Origin of the sequence: Paenibacillus pseudetheri, assembly GCF_924513355.1 — a bacterium.
Lineage (GTDB): Bacteria > Bacillota > Bacilli > Paenibacillales > Paenibacillaceae > Paenibacillus_AQ > Paenibacillus_AQ pseudetheri.
This window is the reverse complement of the sequence record NZ_CAKMAB010000005.1, coordinates 76368-92571: the sequence shown is the minus strand read 5'-3', so window position 1 is coordinate 92571 and position 16204 is coordinate 76368. Positions and strand designations below refer to the sequence as shown.

Here is a 16204-nt window from a genome sequence, read left to right as displayed (position 1 = left end):
GAGATGACCATGGAACACCGTAAAGAACGGATAGATGTACTACTTGTTGAGCAAGGTTTTTATGAAAGCCGTGAGAAGGCTAAAGCAGCCATTATGGCAGGACTGGTGCTCGCGGATGAAGAACGCATTGAAAAGGCTGGTATGAAGGTGTCACGAGAGGCTACCCTTAAGGTTAAAGGCTCTGTGCATCCATATGTAAGTCGTGGGGGCCTAAAGCTGGAGAAGGCTCTACGCCAATTTAATATTGATCTTACGGGACGGACCATGCTGGACATTGGTGCTTCTACTGGAGGCTTTACGGATTGTGCACTTCAGAATGGGGTAAGCCATGTGTACGCGATTGATGTCGGCTATAATCAGCTGGATTGGTCGCTGCGTAATGATGAACGCGTTAGTGTGATGGAACGAACGAATTTCCGATATATGACGCCTCCAGATTTGGTGGGTCCGATTCCAGATTTTGCGAGTATTGATGTTTCATTTATCTCCTTAAAAATAATTCTTCCACCTCTCAAAGCTTTGCTTAAACGCCCGGCGGATATTGCTGCGCTGATCAAACCACAGTTTGAGGCAGGACGGGAGAAGGTTGGTAAATCAGGTGTAATTCGTGATTCTGCTGTTCATAAAGAGGTATTAATTAATGTACTGACTATGGCGGCAGAGCTAGGTTACCAGCTGCAGGGATTAACTTTTTCGCCGATTACAGGCGGGGAAGGCAATATTGAGTTTCTTGCTCACTGGAGACTAACGCCTGAATTGGCGGAAGCTGAAGAAGGTTTATTACAGCCTTCAGATGCTTTATCATCAGTCATCCCAGTGGAGGATTTCCCATCCCTAGCGGATGAAGTGATTAAGCAGGCTACGGGTACTTTTAATGTAAATTCGACTCATGGAAACTCATCGCGCCGGTGAGTTTCTTTTTCCGTATGGGCAAATTAATAAGATCAATTATTCGGAAAGCTTCTAAAAAGGAAGCTTAGAAGAAGGAATTGGCATGGCTTCACGCGAATAAATCACCGAGGTGATTGATAGTGGCGGGTAGCTCTGACAAGGTCGTCATGGCGTTTATTGGAGTAGCATTATCGATTTTTATAATTTATCGGATATATATATGGCTGCAAAGTTCTCCGCGTTCTTTCATGAAGGATCAGATCCCGTTTAATAAAGTGATTATTCCTCACCCATCTATAGACATACTAGAGGATGAAGGTTACGAGGTCGTTGGAGGGAAACTCAAAATCCCGTTGTCCTTCAACGTAAACGGGGCGCAGATGTATAGCCGGTTATTTATAGATTATGTGGCGACTAAAGAGGAAGGATCAATATATTTGGTTATCCTTTCTAGACCACGCAAACCTTTGGATTTCACAGGCAGTGGCTTACGAGATACTTTGCTTCCGTACTTACTGATTTATCCGGAATGTAACGGAGTATTGTATGTTAATGTTGCTACGGGATCTATTCAAGTGATTAAGCTCGGCAGGGATGACGGAGAATCAAACTGAGTCCATATTTAACTAGGTGTATGCTTCCGAAGTAGTTTTGCCGAAGCATTTCAGGAAGCATTGCTTACAAAAATTTTAGGAGGCAACAATGAAGGGACAACGACATATTAAGATACGCGAGATTATTACGCAGAAGGATATCGAGACACAGGACGAGCTGGTGGAAGCCTTGCGAGAATCTGGTTTCCAGGTTACTCAAGCTACAGTATCTCGAGATATTAAAGAGCTATTACTCATTAAGGTTCCTATGGATGATGGAAGATACAAATATTCGCTTCCAACGGATCAACGGTACAATCCAATACAGAAGCTAAAGCGCGTTTTGGTGGATAATTTTGTGCAAATCGATTCATCGGCTAATCTTGTGGTGATGAAATGCTTACCGGGGACGGCTAACTCAGTCGCTGCTTTGATTGATAATATTGACTGGCCACAAATTATGGGGACCATCTCAGGAGATGATACCATTCTTATTATTTGCCGCCAGCCTGAGGACAGTAAGACTGTAATTTCACAAATCATGGGTTACATTTCTTAAATTATAAGAAAGTATTAATTTCATTCTATCAAATTCTTATCATCTTCTCGGAGGTGCTCTATTAGTGTTAGAAACCTTGTCTATCCGCAATCTAGCCGTCGTTGAGGCGGTAGATGTGCATTTTTATCCTGGCTTCCATGTACTCACAGGGGAGACCGGAGCAGGTAAATCCATTATTATTGATGCGCTTGGACTGATTGCCGGAGGTCGCGGCTCCGCGGATTCTATTCGTTACGGTTGTGAAAAAGCAGAGATGGAAGCGCTTTTCAGCCTCCCAAGCGGTCATCCCGTCTGGGATACTTTAGAGCGTCTTGGCATTGAGGCTCAGCGTGAGGAGCATCTTATAATACGCCGTGAGCTCACCTCTCAGGGTAAAAGTACATCACGTGTAAACGGACAGATGGTCAATCTTACTATGCTACGTGAAATTGGCGAGCAGCTGGTTAATATTCATGGACAGCATGAACACCAAAACTTATTGAAGGCCGAACGACATTTGGGACTGTTAGATACATACGGAGAACCCATTATCGGGCCGCTAAAAGCGGTATATCAGGAAAAGTATTCAGCCTTTGCGAAAGTGGAGAAAGAGCTCCGAGAGCTGCAGGAATCCAGCCAAAAAGCTTATCAAATGCTTGATTTATACCGTTTTCAGTTAGAAGAAATTTCATCTGCCGCATTAAAACCGGGAGAAGATGAATTACTTGCTGAAGAACGGGTCAAACTATCCCACAGTGAGAAAATGATGGATTCCGTATCCGGTGCATATGAACTCCTTTACGATAGACAAGGCTTAGAATCCATAGGTAATGTCATTTCCAGACTCGAGGATGCGGTTCGTTATGATGAAAAGGGTCTTAAATCCGTGCTTGAGCAGCTGCAATCTTCTTATTATCAACTAGAGGATGCTGCATTTCAGCTTCGTGATTACCGAGAAGAGATCGAATTCAACCCACAGCGACTCGAGGAAATCGAGAATCGTCTGGATTTAATTACCGGACTCCGCCGTAAATACGGAGATAGTGTAGAACAGATTCTGGCTTATTATGAACAAATCCATCGGGAAACCGATCTGCTTGAGAATAAAGATGAATATCTGGAGAAGCTAACGACCAAACGCGATGCATTGCTTTCTGTATTGATGGAAGCAGCTGCTGAATTAAGTGAAGCACGGAAGCTTTGTGCGTCTGATTTGGCCACGCAAGTGGAAAGTGAGCTTAAAGATCTTCAGATGGAAAGAACCTCGCTACAGGTTAAATTAGATACGCTGGAGGACCCACGTGGCGTTGAATATAAGGGTCGGCGTATTCGTCTTACAAGACAAGGGATCGACAGTGCGGAATTTATGATTTCCCCTAACCCTGGCGAGCCGCTAAGACCTCTTGGCAAAATTGCCTCGGGTGGTGAGTTGTCGCGAATTATGTTGGCAATGAAGAGTATTTTTGCGCGTCATGATGCGATTCCAGTTCTGATTTTTGATGAGGTAGATACCGGTGTGAGTGGACGGGCTGCTCAATCGATCGCAGATAAACTGTATAAGCTATCCTCCACTTGTCAGGTGTTCTCCATTACGCACTTACCGCAGGTGGCTTGTATGGCTGATCATCAGTACTTAATCCGCAAAAAGGTTGAGGACGGAAGAACCATGACAGAAGTGGAATCACTCTCGAATGATGGACGTGTAATGGAGCTGGCCCGAATGCTGGGTGGAGTGGAAATTACCGAAAAAACATTGCACCACTCGCAGGAAATGCTTAATTTGGCCGAGGCAAGTAAGGCTGCAACAAGCTAAGCGGGACAATGATTGACAGTAATAAAAGCCTGGGGGCAAGGTTATCTTATAGGTACGCAATTGGCGACCACCTTTTTCGTCAAGCGAAAGAAGCAAAAGGGAGCGTGACAGCCATTGAAGCCTAACCTCAGGAAGTTAATGCCAGGCCTTTTATTTGCCTTCTTTCTTAGTTTATCGGGCATAACGGGAACCCACCAAAGTTTTGCCGCACCACTGAACAGTGAACCTGCCAAGGTGACTGCGCATGGAATGAAACCGGAACTGAAGGTGATCCCGGGAGGTCAAACGATCGGAGTAAAGGTGAAATCAGCAGGTGTTCTGGTTGTTGGACATCATCTGATTGAAGTATCCGAGAAATCCAAGCTTTCCCCAGGTGAGGTCAGCGGTTTGGTGCCAGGTGATTTGATGATCTCCATTGATGGAGAGAAGTTGGACGAGTTATCTAAGGTGGCCAAGCTTGTAGATCGTGCTGGAAAAGCGAATAATTCTCTGACGATTGTCTTTAAACGCGCTGGGAAAGAGCATACAGCCAAGCTGAAACCCGCGTATGATATTAATGACAAAGTCTGGAGGTTAGGCCTGTACATTCGAGATTCTGCAGCGGGTGTCGGCACGTTAACTTTTTATGCCCCGAAACAGGGGGTTTATGGAGCTTTAGGACATGTGATTACGGACATGAATACAGGAACACCAATTGTTGTTGGCAGCGGTCATATTGTTCAGTCCAGTGTAACTTCGATTTCTAAAAGCCAGGATGGCGACCCGGGTGAGAAACGAGCCCATTTCTTGAAAGAAAGCCAAGTACTTGGTAATGTGGAGAGTAACACAGATTTTGGCATCTTCGGTAAAATGAGTCGTAATCCCGAGCATAGTCTTTATAAAGAACCTATTCCTGTGGCAATGAGCAATCAAGTCAAGGAAGGTCCAGCTGAAATTCTTACCGTTGTAGATGGGCAGCAGGTGGAGCGATTTAAGGTTGAGATCATTCATGTGGCACATCAGCAGACGCCGGCGACAAAGGGTATGGTCATTCGTATCACAGATCCGCGACTGATCGATAAGACAGGTGGTATCGTTCAAGGGATGAGCGGAAGTCCAATCGTTCAAAATGGAAGGCTCATAGGTGCTGTAACTCATGTGTTTGTAAATGATCCTAAGTCCGGCTACGGTTGCTTCATCGAATGGATGCTTAAGGATTCTGGTGTAACCCTACAGGAGAATAGGTATCCATTAAATCTTAAGGCGGTTTAGCCTTAAGATTTTTTTGTCGAAGGATTACGAAGATCATCGAACTTTGAAATAAAATATTTAATTATAATCCATGCCAGAAAAAAAATAAAGAAAAATAATTTTCGACAGAAGGGAATTCAATCTCCATGTCGAAAATGTTAAGAGACAAGAAAAAAATGTTATTTTCGAATAGCAGATATAATTAAGTAGGAAGCAGCCAGTGCAGAATATTGAAGTGTTGTTGGCCGATGATAACAGGGAGTTTACGAATTTGCTTTCCGAATACATTTCTGAACAAGAAGATATGACGGTAACGGGTATCGCCTACAATGGTGAAGAAGTGCTTCAAATGCTAAGCGAAGCACGCAAAGTTCCCGATGTCCTTATTCTTGATATCATCATGCCACATTTAGACGGTCTGGGTGTCTTGGAACGTCTGCGTGATATGGATCTGAATCCTCAACCGAAGATCATCATGCTGACCGCTTTTGGTCAGGAGAACATCACTCAAAGAGCTGTACAGCTTGGTGCATCCTATTATATTTTGAAACCGTTCGATATGGAGGTCCTGGCAAATCGTGTACGTCAGCTTGTAGGGGTCCAAGGCAGCATGAGCTCATCCTCTAACATGTACAACTATTCGTCGACGTCCAGATCGAATGTAGTGCCGCTTACGAAGGGCAAGAACCTTGATGCTAACATTACCTCGATCATCCATGAAATCGGTGTTCCAGCACATATCAAGGGCTATCAGTACCTGCGCGAAGCGATCACCATGGTATATAACAATATCGAGATCCTTGGTGCGATTACAAAAACACTCTATCCAGCCATTGCAGAGAAATTCAAGACCACGCCTTCACGCGTAGAACGCGCGATTCGCCATGCAATTGAAGTGGCTTGGACCCGTGGCAACATCGACTCCATCAGCCATTTATTCGGCTATACGATTAATATCTCCAAATCTAAGCCTACTAACTCGGAATTTATTGCCATGGTAGCCGACAAGCTGCGGATTGAGCATAAGGTTAGTTGAAAGGGTTAGGGGCTTTGTGGGGTAAGGGATTATGGATGCTGGAAGGTGTTTAGGCTAAAACAATTTTGCCTATAAATATCTTTTTGGGCTGTTTTAGACCAATAAATACTTTCTTGGGTATCGTATAAATTCATTCCTTTATTGGGTGCGGAAATAATCCAATGGAGGAATGATTTTTTATGACTGATTTTGAATTCAAAAAGACAGCTAACTCTATTGTTTAGAATTAGCTGTCTTTTTGTTGTTTTATATTCCATCTGAAACCAAACTTACATACTCTCGTACTATTCATGTGGTAAAATAATGAAAATATTCTATAATAAAACGATTATTTACTCAAAATAATAGATAAATCTTAATGGCTTCTTACCAAAATTGGAGGGTGTAAACGTGAATCGATATGTAGTTGGTGAAAATGTTACAACGCCAGATGGTAAAGGAAAGGTTTATGCCTATAGTAATAACTGGTATACAGTAAAGTTAGAAAAGCATGGTGAAATTAAATATTACACAGAACTGCAATTAAGCAAAGTATAATAACACTGCTAATTAAAAAAAAGAATCCGAAGGAGATTACATAAAATTGGGACTATTTAAAGCGAACCCAGAAAAGCAAGCCAAGAAAAAAGAAGCAAAAGAGCTGCGTAAGGCGCTTGAAGCCGCTGGGCGAACCAATTACGTTATGATTCATCACTTATCTGGGTTCCCAAAGTCTGAAGAAAATGTAGTAATGGGGATTGGTAGGGAGTCGAAAAGAACACACATAGAATAAACGGTGAGACTGTAACTGTCACAGGTTTGGAGTGGGGAGAAAGCTCAAGACGTTCAGCAAGTTCCGCAGCCGATGTGGTTAACATGGAGTATAACTATATGAAAAAAGAATTGACCAGAGATGTCATACGGTATTCTTTTATTCCAATTAGTATTATTGTTTTCGGTCTCGTTATTTATCCTGGTCTTTACAAGTATGATAAATTAGATCAGAGCTTACCTGTTAAAATAAATCGAATAACAGGGAATACTAAAATTCTTACGCTTAATGGATGGCAAGATGCAAATGACTATGATTATGCATCAAATCTATTCTATGAGTATAAACGGCAAGTTATTGATGCTATGGAAGAACAGAATGATTCTATTAAGAATAGTGTAATGGATAGCGTTCTAATTGAATTAGAAAATGCTAAAAACCAAATCATAAATACAGCTAATTCGGAGGAGATAAATCCCACTTATGCAGATGGAACGTCTGTTTTTAATTCGGTGAGAGATAGAAGCGACAAGAACAAATTAAATAGCGATAGTGAATTATTGAACTTTGGATTAGGAGACACAAAAGAGACTGTAAAGAAATCAATGGGAACACCGAGTAGCATAATAAACAGTGGAGATACTTGGTTTTATGGATCTTCGATGGTAAATTTTAAAGAAGGTGTCGTTGAAGGATGGAATGACCCATTGAATGAGTTACACCTCAGATGAAAAAGAGATGCTTCTGATAGTGTATATCCCTTCGTGGAGCGCAGGAACCTTTCTATTTCTATATTAGCTTATAAAGGAGCAGTCATGTGAGCATTTTTGAATGAATAGAGATGGATGTTTTTAAAAGCATATTCGGTTTTAGTATATTGAGCGGCATTTACTTCTTGCATGTGTGGGACGCCGTGTTCGTTTTTCTTAATCAAATTCTTGTTTTACCATCATGTAAGACTTATTGCCTATTACCTTTATTTGGATTAAGATATCTGTACTACTAGAATAAAGGGGAATACATATGAAAAAAGTTGTTTTACTGTTGATGATGTTCATTATCTTACTTCCATCACAAGCATTTGCTTCAGTAACGATGTCAACAAGTGAGATCGAAAGACTTTATTTTGAGAATTATAAAACACAGGTTAAGGAAGTAAAAGAAGCTCAAAAAAATCTTAATAATATCTTAGGTAAGGAAGTACGAGAATTAACTGAGAAGGTAAAACAATCAACGGCGAAATATAATAGTGTTGTTAAAAGTAAAGCAAATAAGACTATAATTGAACAAACCAAAGTACAACGAGATAAGGACAAAAAGTCATTAGCAGCAGCAAAATCTAAATTAACTAAGGAAATAAATGAGCGTAAAAAAGAAACAAATCAAGGATTAAAGTACATAGCTGACCAAAAAGCTTCATTAATTAAATATATAAAAGATTACAATGCTGGCAAAACAAAAGATAACCAGCAACAGTTTAACGCTAATACTCTAAGCTCTTTAAATTCAATAGAACATTCATTTATTGAGTTGATTGATTATTTAACCAAACTATAACTTTTAAAAGGCAGCGGGACAATTTGCTGCCTTTTTTCTGTAAAATGCTTATTTCATTTTCCAAAATAGTGGTCAAACATAATACAATAGAACTATCATTTAGAAAATGGTAACATATTGATATATTAATTTATTGAAAATGATTATCTTTAAAATTGAGGTGAAGTATTAATGAAAAAGGATAAATGGACAATATTCTTGTGGGCAGTAGTGGGATTGGAATTTTTACAAATCATCTATGACTTATTTAAAGAACACACTATCAGATGGTTTTCTCTGATCATAATGATTTTACTTCTAGTTTCTATTATGAGCACTAAGATAAGTAAAAACAAAAATTAATTATTTATACATATATTGAGTGAATGTTAAACAGTAATTTGATAAATCCCGTCTTTCATCATCTGCGATCACAATACGCAGTCACAATACGCCTTACTTACGCGATTTTCAGCGATGTGTTACTGATGGAATTACATGGTATTTCAAATCGTAAGTGGTATTAATGGAAGCTAAATCTAAAACTAAAGAGTAATATTAAAGCCCTTGAGGATTATCTCAGGGGCTTTAATATATGTGTCTTATTCATACTTTATTGATTAGTTCTCATTAATCACCACAGTTTAGATTTTAATCTCCTGACTATAATTGTTATATACAATTACGAGGGAGAACGTTTCATATGACTAAAAAAACCAACAAGAACGAATATAAACTTGTTATTCACTATACAAGTGAGGAAGATTCTATTTCTAAAGAGCAGTTAGAACAAGAGGTTTGTGATTGAATTGAAAAAATGTAAAAATTCATTCCTCAAAAGTTCCACCTGAAGTACATTCTAAAGAGATTGGTAAAAAATCAGATGAGTAATGGGAAGAATAAAAATGAATTTGAGTTAGTCATTCACTATGCCAGCGAGGAAGAATCTAAGTCTAGAGATATCTTGAAGAAGAGTTGATAAAGTGGTTCGAGCTTGTATTAAAGGAATATTCCCCAAAGGCTGATTCTGAAAAAGGTGAAAAGCTTGAACAAGACACTGATAATGAAACTAAAAAGAAGCCCAAGTGATAATTGAAGTGCACCCCTTAGAATAGACATTGGATAAAACCCCTGGTTTGTCCGATGAAATTCTAGGGGGTGCATTTTTATGGCGATTAAAGGACAGAAGTTTAAAACATACTCGGATGAGATCAAAAAAGAGGCCATTCGTTTACATGTGGAGGAAAGATGGACTTACCGGAAAATTACGGAGCATTTTGAGATTCACGACCAAGGGCGAGTAAAGAAATGGATGAAGAAATACCGAGAGCTAGGGGAATTTGGGCTACTAGATCAACGGGGGCGTCGTAAAGAATATATCGATCAGGATAGGTATGTTCAAAAACTCAAACGTGAAAATGAAATGCTAAAAAAGTGTTTGGAAATCTGGATGCAGGAGGTGAAACACACAAATTTAGCGTCATTGAGAGTGCCGCAAAAGAGTATGCCGTCAGAGACCTATGTAAACTCTTTAGGGTCTCCAGAAGTGGATACTACGCTTTCTTGAAGCGCAAAGGAACAGATCGGGATCAGAAAGCAAAAGCGCTCATTCAAAAGGTGTATGAACGGTATAACGGAATCTACGGTTATCGCCAAATTCAATTGTTCCTGCTACAAGACCATGGGGTTTGGATGAATCATAAGAAGGTACTCAGAATTATGCAGGATTTAGGCATTCGTTCGAGGATCCGCCGAAAACATCGTTGTAATTATACTACTTCCGAAGGAAATCGTATGGCGAAAAATATACTGAAACGGGATTTCAAAGCAGATGCTCCCAACCAAAAATGGGTGACAGACATTACGCAATATCGAGTAGGCGAAAAGTGGCTCTATCTCTCTGCGATTAAAGATTTGTTCAATAACGAAATTATCGCTTATCGAATGAGCGCTAGGAATGACAATGAACTGGTTCTCCGAACCTTTCGGCAAGCGTGGACTCAGCAAAAAGACGTGACTGGGCTGATCGTTCACAGCGATCAGGGATTCCAATACACGTCTCATGCATACCATGACATGCTGCCAAAGGTTGGCGCCCGAATCAGCATGTCTCGCCGAGGCAATTGTTATGACAACGCCTCTATGGAGAGCTTCTTCTCGCATCTCAAAACGGAAGGACTCTATCCTTATGATATCCGAAATATAGATGAGGCACAAAGGAAAATTGAAGATTACATTCGATTTTACAACCAACATCGGCCACAACGAAAGCTGAATAAGCTACCCCCGGTTCAGTACCGGAAGCAGCTTATTGGCTAGGGCTTTTTTTCAGTGTCTATAAAATGGGGTCTTGACCAAATTTCACTGGGCTTTTTTTAGTTTATATGTATTAGACATCCGATGATGTATCAGTTAGTTGTTTCATCTTCAAACTGCATAAGTATTGATATGTCAGTTATGTTAAGAGCTGAGGCTATTCTTGTGATCATTGCTAAATTGACTTCTTCTCTAGCATTTCTACAGAGTTCGGATATTGCTGCTTGACGAACATCCGCCAGTTCAGCCAATTGCATTTGTGTAACCCCTTTTTCTTTGAGAACTTCTCTAAGTTTAATCACTAATTTCATATACATTACTCCTTTGGATTTCATAGAAAATAAGAGTTGACTATATACGTTTAAACGGTTATTATTGTCCTAAGAAATTAAACGCTTAGACGTATATTTACTAATTGAGTATATCACCGATCTAAAGGAATGTAAATAACATTACCTTTCTTTCCCAATGTGTATTTTTAAGCGGAAAATTTCCGGTGGTTCCATCCAAAATATGAGTTAAAGGGGATATTAAAATGACAAACACTAACAATCAAGTAACAATCGAGGAAATCTTAACCCATTGCGATATCAGCAAAAAAGCAATTGAAGTTATTAATTGCTTTAAATTTTTCCTACGGACTAATGAGGATAAAGCAACATTTATTAATGAGTTTGAAGGTCGTTTGGTTTGGAAGCAGCGTAATCCAGTTTTTGAGGCTGAACGTCTTGCAAAAGAGATTGGCTCATACCACTATACATATGATAGTTACACAACGCTTGAGCAAATGGATATGAATACCGCTCTGGAAACCTTGTTTTTGGAACCTTTGAATATTTGTGAAATACTTCAATTTGAATATTGCCTCTATAAGCAGATGGAAACTGTTATCAACTGTTTGGTCTAAAACTGATACAGGAATAAATAGAACGACTTTTTCAAATATCAAAGTTGACGGAACACCTATTTCTAGCGGTGCATTATCAGGCCCACTGAACGATCATTCGAATGTTACTGTCAGTGGAAGTAATGTAATTACAATTGTTGTAAATAGTTACATTTACAATTAAAATAATGGACAGTAGAAACTTTTGTGTCTATTGTCCATTATTGTTTTAAGGAGGAAACGTATGAAGGTAGTTTTTAAAGTAATCTTACTTACATCAGTTATTACGTTAATACTAGGAGGGACTGGCGTACACGCTTCACGCAGCAAGCCAGACATTTACGTTAATGATGAAAAGTTAGACATTTATGCAAATGTCACTTTTCTTGGAACAACTCTTGTCCCTATGCGACCCATTTTTGAAAAGTATGGAATGTCGATTGAATGGGATAATAACACAAAAACTGTGACAGCATCAAAAGATAATAAAGTTATAGTGCTAACAAATAATTCTTATGATGCATTATTAAATGGAGAAAAAGTTGTATTAAATCAAGCACCATCACTTGAACCTACGAGTAATATCTTTTATGTAAATCTGAGATTTATTTCTGAAGCATTGGGGGCAAAAGTGAATTGGGAAAAAACAGAGAATGATGCAAAGATTCACATTGATTTTGTAAAGTAGTTTTTATTAATTATGATAAATATCAAATAATAAACGCCTACCGTTGATATGGAATGGTGTTTATTATTTACGTTGTATTATAAATTTGGTAGTAATTCAAAATGAATAGTTAGAAAATACCTCTTGCTTAAAGAACGTATGTTCGGTATTTAATGCATATCAATAAAGGGGGGATGTCGGCATGTTGAATAAACAACAAAGAATGGTGATGTTGCTTGAATTGAAAAGTTTTATGCGAGTGTGGAAAAATTATAATATTTAGTGAACTTTTGAATATAAACATCACGAAGTAGGATAAATGAGGATATAATGTGAGGTTCATAATTAAAGCTCTTTGGTCAATATTTAAAGCAGCAGTTCAAGATTGAGGAATTTACAAAGGTCCAGTCAATACATTAAATACTTAAGGGAACGTGGCAAGTACACTGTCGTAAGTGTTGATGCTTCTAAAAAGATTAATTATGGATTTGCTCACCCAAAGAGATCCCCAACAAATTTCTATGGCAAAAAATGTGTTGGGAAAGATTTTTAATGATAAGTGAACCACTGTCCGCGGCAAGAGCTATCAACAAATCAATGCAGTAAAAAGGCACTGAGATCTGATATGCTCCCATCATAGTAGACAGTAGAAAAAAATTCTACTGCTACAATGATGGGAGTTTTTCATTCCTCAGTGTCTTCTTTGTTTATACTTTTCCACCAGAGAATTGTAATTTTTAAAGCAGCTTAATCAGCTCTTCTAGCTCGTCAACTATACCTTTTGCAAGTTCAAAATTATTGTCTTTTAAAGCTAATTCTATTTTCATTTCAACTGCTTTTTTATTTTGTTCATTTTCTAAATAATCTTTATCAAAATGACTGGCATAAATCATCTTTCTGAATTTTCGCATACTCATTTTTCTAATCGTCTTATCGTCAATGATTAATACATAATCCATACCATTTACTACAGAATAGAAATCATGAGAAATCATGAGAATCGCACCTTTATAGTCTTCAATGGCTTTCTCCAGTGCGATTTGTGTATAGGTATCTAAATGGCTTGTCGGTTCATCAAGAAGCAATAAGTTTGCTTTACTTGCAGAAACTTTTGCCAATTGCAGTATATTTTTTTCGCCACCAGATAAAGATTCTATCTTTTGATTAAGAATTTCTCCTTCAAAGCCATAGTTTGAAAGATGTGCTCTAATCTCGTCATAAGTTGCAAACCCAGCATCGATGAAGTCTTCTAGTATAGTATTAGAATCCTTTAGCACTTCGTCTTGAAGCTGAGAAAGATAAGCTACTTTAATATCAGCATTTATTTCAATTGAATCATGATTATTTTTAAAGATATCTCGGAGTAAAGTCGTTTTCCCGGTACCGTTTGGACCGATAAGGGCTATTTTATCTGTAGGTTTCATCTCAAAGTTAACATTTTCTAAAATCAACTCATCAAAGGAAACACTATAATTATTCACATTTAAAACAGTGATGTCTTCTTCAATTTCATTGTCCACACCAAAACTGATTTTCGGTTGCTTAATATCAACGAATGGCGCTTTAATTTTTCGCGCTTCCAATCGTTCTTGAAACTTAACCCTAGCTTTTAACGCTCTCCCTCTAGATGCTTCTGAATTATAGGTTGCGATCGCTCTAAGATTATCAATAATGTTATCGTATCTCTCAATTTCTTCTTGTTCAGCGACTGCGATTTCTTGTAACTCAATTTTCGTCTGAAGTAATGAGAAGTTATACTCAATATATCGCCCATCGAACTCTTGGATCTCCATGTTTTCGAGGTGTAAAATTTTGTTAAAACAATGATTCAATAGATAACGGTTATGCGTAACAACTAGCAATATTCCTTTGTGAGCATTAATAAGATTTTTAAGTGCATTTAGGTTTTCAAAATCTAAAAATACATCGGGCTCATCCATAATCATTAAGTCTGGACTAGTCAGCATTTCCTTCATCACTTGAATAAGCTTGAATTCCCCACCACTTAGGTCGGATACCCTAGCATCTTTTAGCTTCAAGAGGTTGGCTAAATTTAGTTTCTTATTAATATTGCTTTCAAAATCATTTCCATCCATTAAATCAAAGGCATCTAGAGCTAATTGATACTTTTCGAGTAATGAATCAATATCTGATGATGTTTCCATTTCAGTGAGAATAGCTGTTATTTCATTTTGTATCTTAATAAATTCTTCTCCTATATATTCAAAAACGGTTGTTTCTTTAGATTTGTCTAGTTGCGAAAACTGACTTACATACCCAATTTTGCAGGTTGGGTCCATCTCTAGCTTGCCTTCGAACAAATATTTTTCTGGATCCATCAGTATATCGATCAGTGTACTTTTACCACTGCCACTTGTTCCTATAAAAGCGCAATGTTGTGCTTCTTCTAACGTAAATGAAATGTTTTTATATAGTTCTTTTTGCGGAAATGCGAAGGATAAGTTATCAACTTTTATCATAGTATTACCTTTCTTTATAACTAAATTAGTGAATATGAATAGAAGGATTGAAGATCATAAATTTTGAGTTTACCGTTGATAGAGTAACACTGTTTACAGCTAACATCAATCGTTTCGAATTAAAGTTGTTCGTGAAATCGAAAAATCCAACTTAGAACAATAGGATCAAGCTTACTCAGATGGCTTCTTATAGCTAGATTACATATGGCCAGTAGTTGAGTTGGCTGTGGCAGAGTCTCTTAATATATCTTTCATGTTACGAATTTATTGGGTATAATTGGAAGAATAATAAATTCAGGAGGTTCGTAGACATGAAGAAGAAAATAGTAGGGATTGTAGCATCGGCGTTGTTACTTGGTAGTTCAATAGGATTCGCAGCAAGCTCGTCTTTAATTGGCGCTAAAGTTTCCGGAATTTATACGATAAAACAAGACGGAAAGAAGATTGCAGATGCGATCGTAGTAAATAACTCGGCTTACGTACCTGTGCGCACGATGTCTGAAGCGACCGGAGCAGGTTTGACGGTAGAAGGGAAGACGATAATATTGGAGAGTAAGGAGACTGAGAAGGCAGCGCTAAAGGCAAGTATTGCAGCGGCTAAACTCCGGGAAAGATTAGCAGGGGCAGAATCAAGCGTTCAAGTTCTCAAGGAAGCCATCCAACTGGTGGAAACTACTGCGGCCGACCTAACAAGCGCAGCAGACCAAGAGGCTCGAAGAAACTATATCGCGGAGTTGAATAAACGTGTTGAGTTCATGGAAACAGAAATTGCGCAGCTCAAGGAGCAGCTCGGCGAATAATAAATGAATAGATAGTCGCAATATTGAAGTTTGTTGTTCCGATTTAACAGAAAGTCAACGCTATGATTATATGCAAACGTAGAAGTTAATGACTGGAACGTCCGGATGTCCGTCATTTCCAGAATCGTAGAGTGGCTGAAACAGTAACAAATAAATAAATTTTCTTAGCGATTCTTTAATGATTTGAAGAATCGTTTTTTTTTTTGTAATGACGAGAGAGTTTGTTTTCTTCGAACAAATGGATGATAATGAAGGAATGATCCGGGCAAATCGCATGACATCGTTTCTATAAATTACATAACTTTATACCCTAAAAGCGAGGCGTAACGAAATGAATACATCTGAGTTTCAACAGTATGTGAAGAAGTTCAGTGAAACCAAAGGTTTTGACACGAGCTCCATTGAGCAGAGAATGCTGTACTTAATGACTGAAGTAGGGGAATTGTCCAAAGAGGTGCTATCCGTATCCTTCGACCCCGGTTCAGAGAAGAAAGAGAACTTGGGATTTGAGATGTACGACGTGGTGTGGAATATTTTTGATCTGGCCAATAAGCTGGATATTGATCTAGAGCAGGCATTTAAACGTAAGCTGGAAATCAATGAACAGAGATCATGGGAGTAACACAAAAAAATCCAAGGACATCCCGCTCGGGAAGCCTTGGATTTT

At 38.6% G+C, this 16204-nt stretch carries 19 protein-coding genes; 17 read left to right on the top strand and 2 right to left on the bottom strand.

Going from position 1 to position 16204, the window contains the following annotated elements; all coding sequences use genetic code 11:
- Positions 1–9: 9 nt before the first annotated feature.
- The 12 genes from L1028_RS06175 (at position 10) to L1028_RS06120 (ending at position 10707) form a co-directional block, all read left to right on the top strand.
- Positions 10–912 carry a TlyA family RNA methyltransferase gene (locus tag L1028_RS06175; RefSeq protein ID WP_234532348.1) on the top strand — a complete coding sequence of 301 codons (903 nt, stop codon included), beginning with the start codon at positions 10–12 and terminating at the stop codon, positions 910–912.
- A gap of 227 nt (positions 913–1139) precedes the next feature.
- On the top strand, positions 1140–1505 hold the full coding sequence (locus L1028_RS06170; protein WP_234532347.1) for a hypothetical protein: 366 nt from the start codon (positions 1140–1142) through the stop codon (positions 1503–1505).
- 88 nt (positions 1506–1593) lie between these two features.
- A complete protein-coding gene (gene ahrC, locus L1028_RS06165) occupies positions 1594–2043 on the top strand; it encodes a transcriptional regulator AhrC/ArgR (RefSeq protein ID WP_042190440.1) in 450 nt (149 codons plus the stop codon).
- 64 nt (positions 2044–2107) lie between these two features.
- The gene (gene recN / locus L1028_RS06160; RefSeq protein WP_234532345.1) at positions 2108–3835 is read left to right on the top strand and encodes a DNA repair protein RecN; all 1728 of its coding nucleotides are present in this window, start codon (positions 2108–2110) and stop codon (positions 3833–3835) included.
- A gap of 138 nt (positions 3836–3973) precedes the next feature.
- Positions 3974–5086 carry a SpoIVB peptidase gene (gene spoIVB, locus L1028_RS06155; protein ID WP_081382880.1) on the top strand — a complete coding sequence of 371 codons (1113 nt, stop codon included), beginning with the start codon at positions 3974–3976 and terminating at the stop codon, positions 5084–5086.
- A 199-nt stretch (positions 5087–5285) separates the two neighbouring features.
- Positions 5286–6101 carry a sporulation transcription factor Spo0A gene (spo0A, locus tag L1028_RS06150; protein ID WP_042129795.1) on the top strand — a complete coding sequence of 272 codons (816 nt, stop codon included), beginning with the start codon at positions 5286–5288 and terminating at the stop codon, positions 6099–6101.
- A 390-nt stretch (positions 6102–6491) separates the two neighbouring features.
- Positions 6492–6638, top strand: coding sequence for a hypothetical protein (locus tag L1028_RS06145; protein WP_234532344.1), 147 nt, complete (start codon positions 6492–6494; stop codon positions 6636–6638).
- Positions 6639–6684: 46 nt separating this feature from the next.
- A complete protein-coding gene (locus tag L1028_RS06140; RefSeq protein WP_234532343.1) occupies positions 6685–6873 on the top strand; it encodes a hypothetical protein in 189 nt (62 codons plus the stop codon).
- 98 nt (positions 6874–6971) lie between these two features.
- The gene (locus tag L1028_RS06135) at positions 6972–7583 is read left to right on the top strand and encodes a hypothetical protein (RefSeq protein WP_234532342.1); all 612 of its coding nucleotides are present in this window, start codon (positions 6972–6974) and stop codon (positions 7581–7583) included.
- Between the two features lie 292 nt (positions 7584–7875).
- Entirely contained in the window at positions 7876–8409 is a 534-nt protein-coding gene (locus tag L1028_RS06130) for a hypothetical protein (protein WP_234532341.1), read from the top strand.
- Positions 8410–9556: 1147 nt separating this feature from the next.
- Positions 9557–9955, top strand: coding sequence for a helix-turn-helix domain-containing protein (locus L1028_RS06125; RefSeq protein WP_234532340.1), 399 nt, complete (start codon positions 9557–9559; stop codon positions 9953–9955).
- The gene (locus L1028_RS06120) at positions 9871–10707 is read left to right on the top strand and encodes an IS3 family transposase (protein ID WP_234532568.1); all 837 of its coding nucleotides are present in this window, start codon (positions 9871–9873) and stop codon (positions 10705–10707) included. Before L1028_RS06125 ends, L1028_RS06120 begins: the two co-directional genes overlap by 85 nt.
- Positions 10708–10796: 89 nt before the next feature.
- Here L1028_RS06120 and L1028_RS06115 read toward each other — a convergent pair whose 3' ends face one another.
- Entirely contained in the window at positions 10797–11015 is a 219-nt protein-coding gene (locus tag L1028_RS06115) for a helix-turn-helix domain-containing protein (RefSeq protein WP_234532339.1), read from the bottom strand.
- 224 nt (positions 11016–11239) lie between these two features.
- On the opposite strand from L1028_RS06115, the gene L1028_RS06110 reads away from it, so the two are divergent.
- The 3 genes from L1028_RS06110 to L1028_RS06105 are packed head-to-tail and all read left to right on the top strand — an operon-like array spanning position 11240 to position 12278.
- The gene (locus L1028_RS06110) at positions 11240–11611 is read left to right on the top strand and encodes a hypothetical protein (protein ID WP_234532338.1); all 372 of its coding nucleotides are present in this window, start codon (positions 11240–11242) and stop codon (positions 11609–11611) included.
- Positions 11544–11774 carry a YrpD family protein gene (locus tag L1028_RS31635; protein ID WP_423803019.1) on the top strand — a complete coding sequence of 77 codons (231 nt, stop codon included), beginning with the start codon at positions 11544–11546 and terminating at the stop codon, positions 11772–11774. Before L1028_RS06110 ends, L1028_RS31635 begins: the two co-directional genes overlap by 68 nt.
- A gap of 60 nt (positions 11775–11834) precedes the next feature.
- Positions 11835–12278 (top strand): stalk domain-containing protein, encoded by a 444-nt coding sequence (locus L1028_RS06105; protein WP_234532337.1) that lies wholly within the window; start codon positions 11835–11837, stop codon positions 12276–12278.
- Between the two features lie 716 nt (positions 12279–12994).
- On the opposite strand, the gene L1028_RS06100 is transcribed toward L1028_RS06105, so the two are convergent.
- The gene (locus tag L1028_RS06100; RefSeq protein WP_234532335.1) at positions 12995–14737 is read right to left on the bottom strand and encodes an ABC-F family ATP-binding cassette domain-containing protein; all 1743 of its coding nucleotides are present in this window, start codon (positions 14735–14737) and stop codon (positions 12995–12997) included.
- A gap of 311 nt (positions 14738–15048) precedes the next feature.
- Here L1028_RS06100 and L1028_RS06095 point away from each other — a divergent pair, with 311 nt between their 5' ends.
- Both L1028_RS06095 and L1028_RS06090 read left to right on the top strand, forming a co-directional pair.
- Positions 15049–15537, top strand: a complete 489-nt coding sequence (locus L1028_RS06095; protein ID WP_234532334.1) for a hypothetical protein — start codon at positions 15049–15051, stop codon at positions 15535–15537.
- Between the two features lie 331 nt (positions 15538–15868).
- Positions 15869–16159, top strand: a complete 291-nt coding sequence (locus L1028_RS06090) for a MazG nucleotide pyrophosphohydrolase domain-containing protein (RefSeq protein WP_234532332.1) — start codon at positions 15869–15871, stop codon at positions 16157–16159.
- Positions 16160–16204 lie beyond the last annotated feature (45 nt).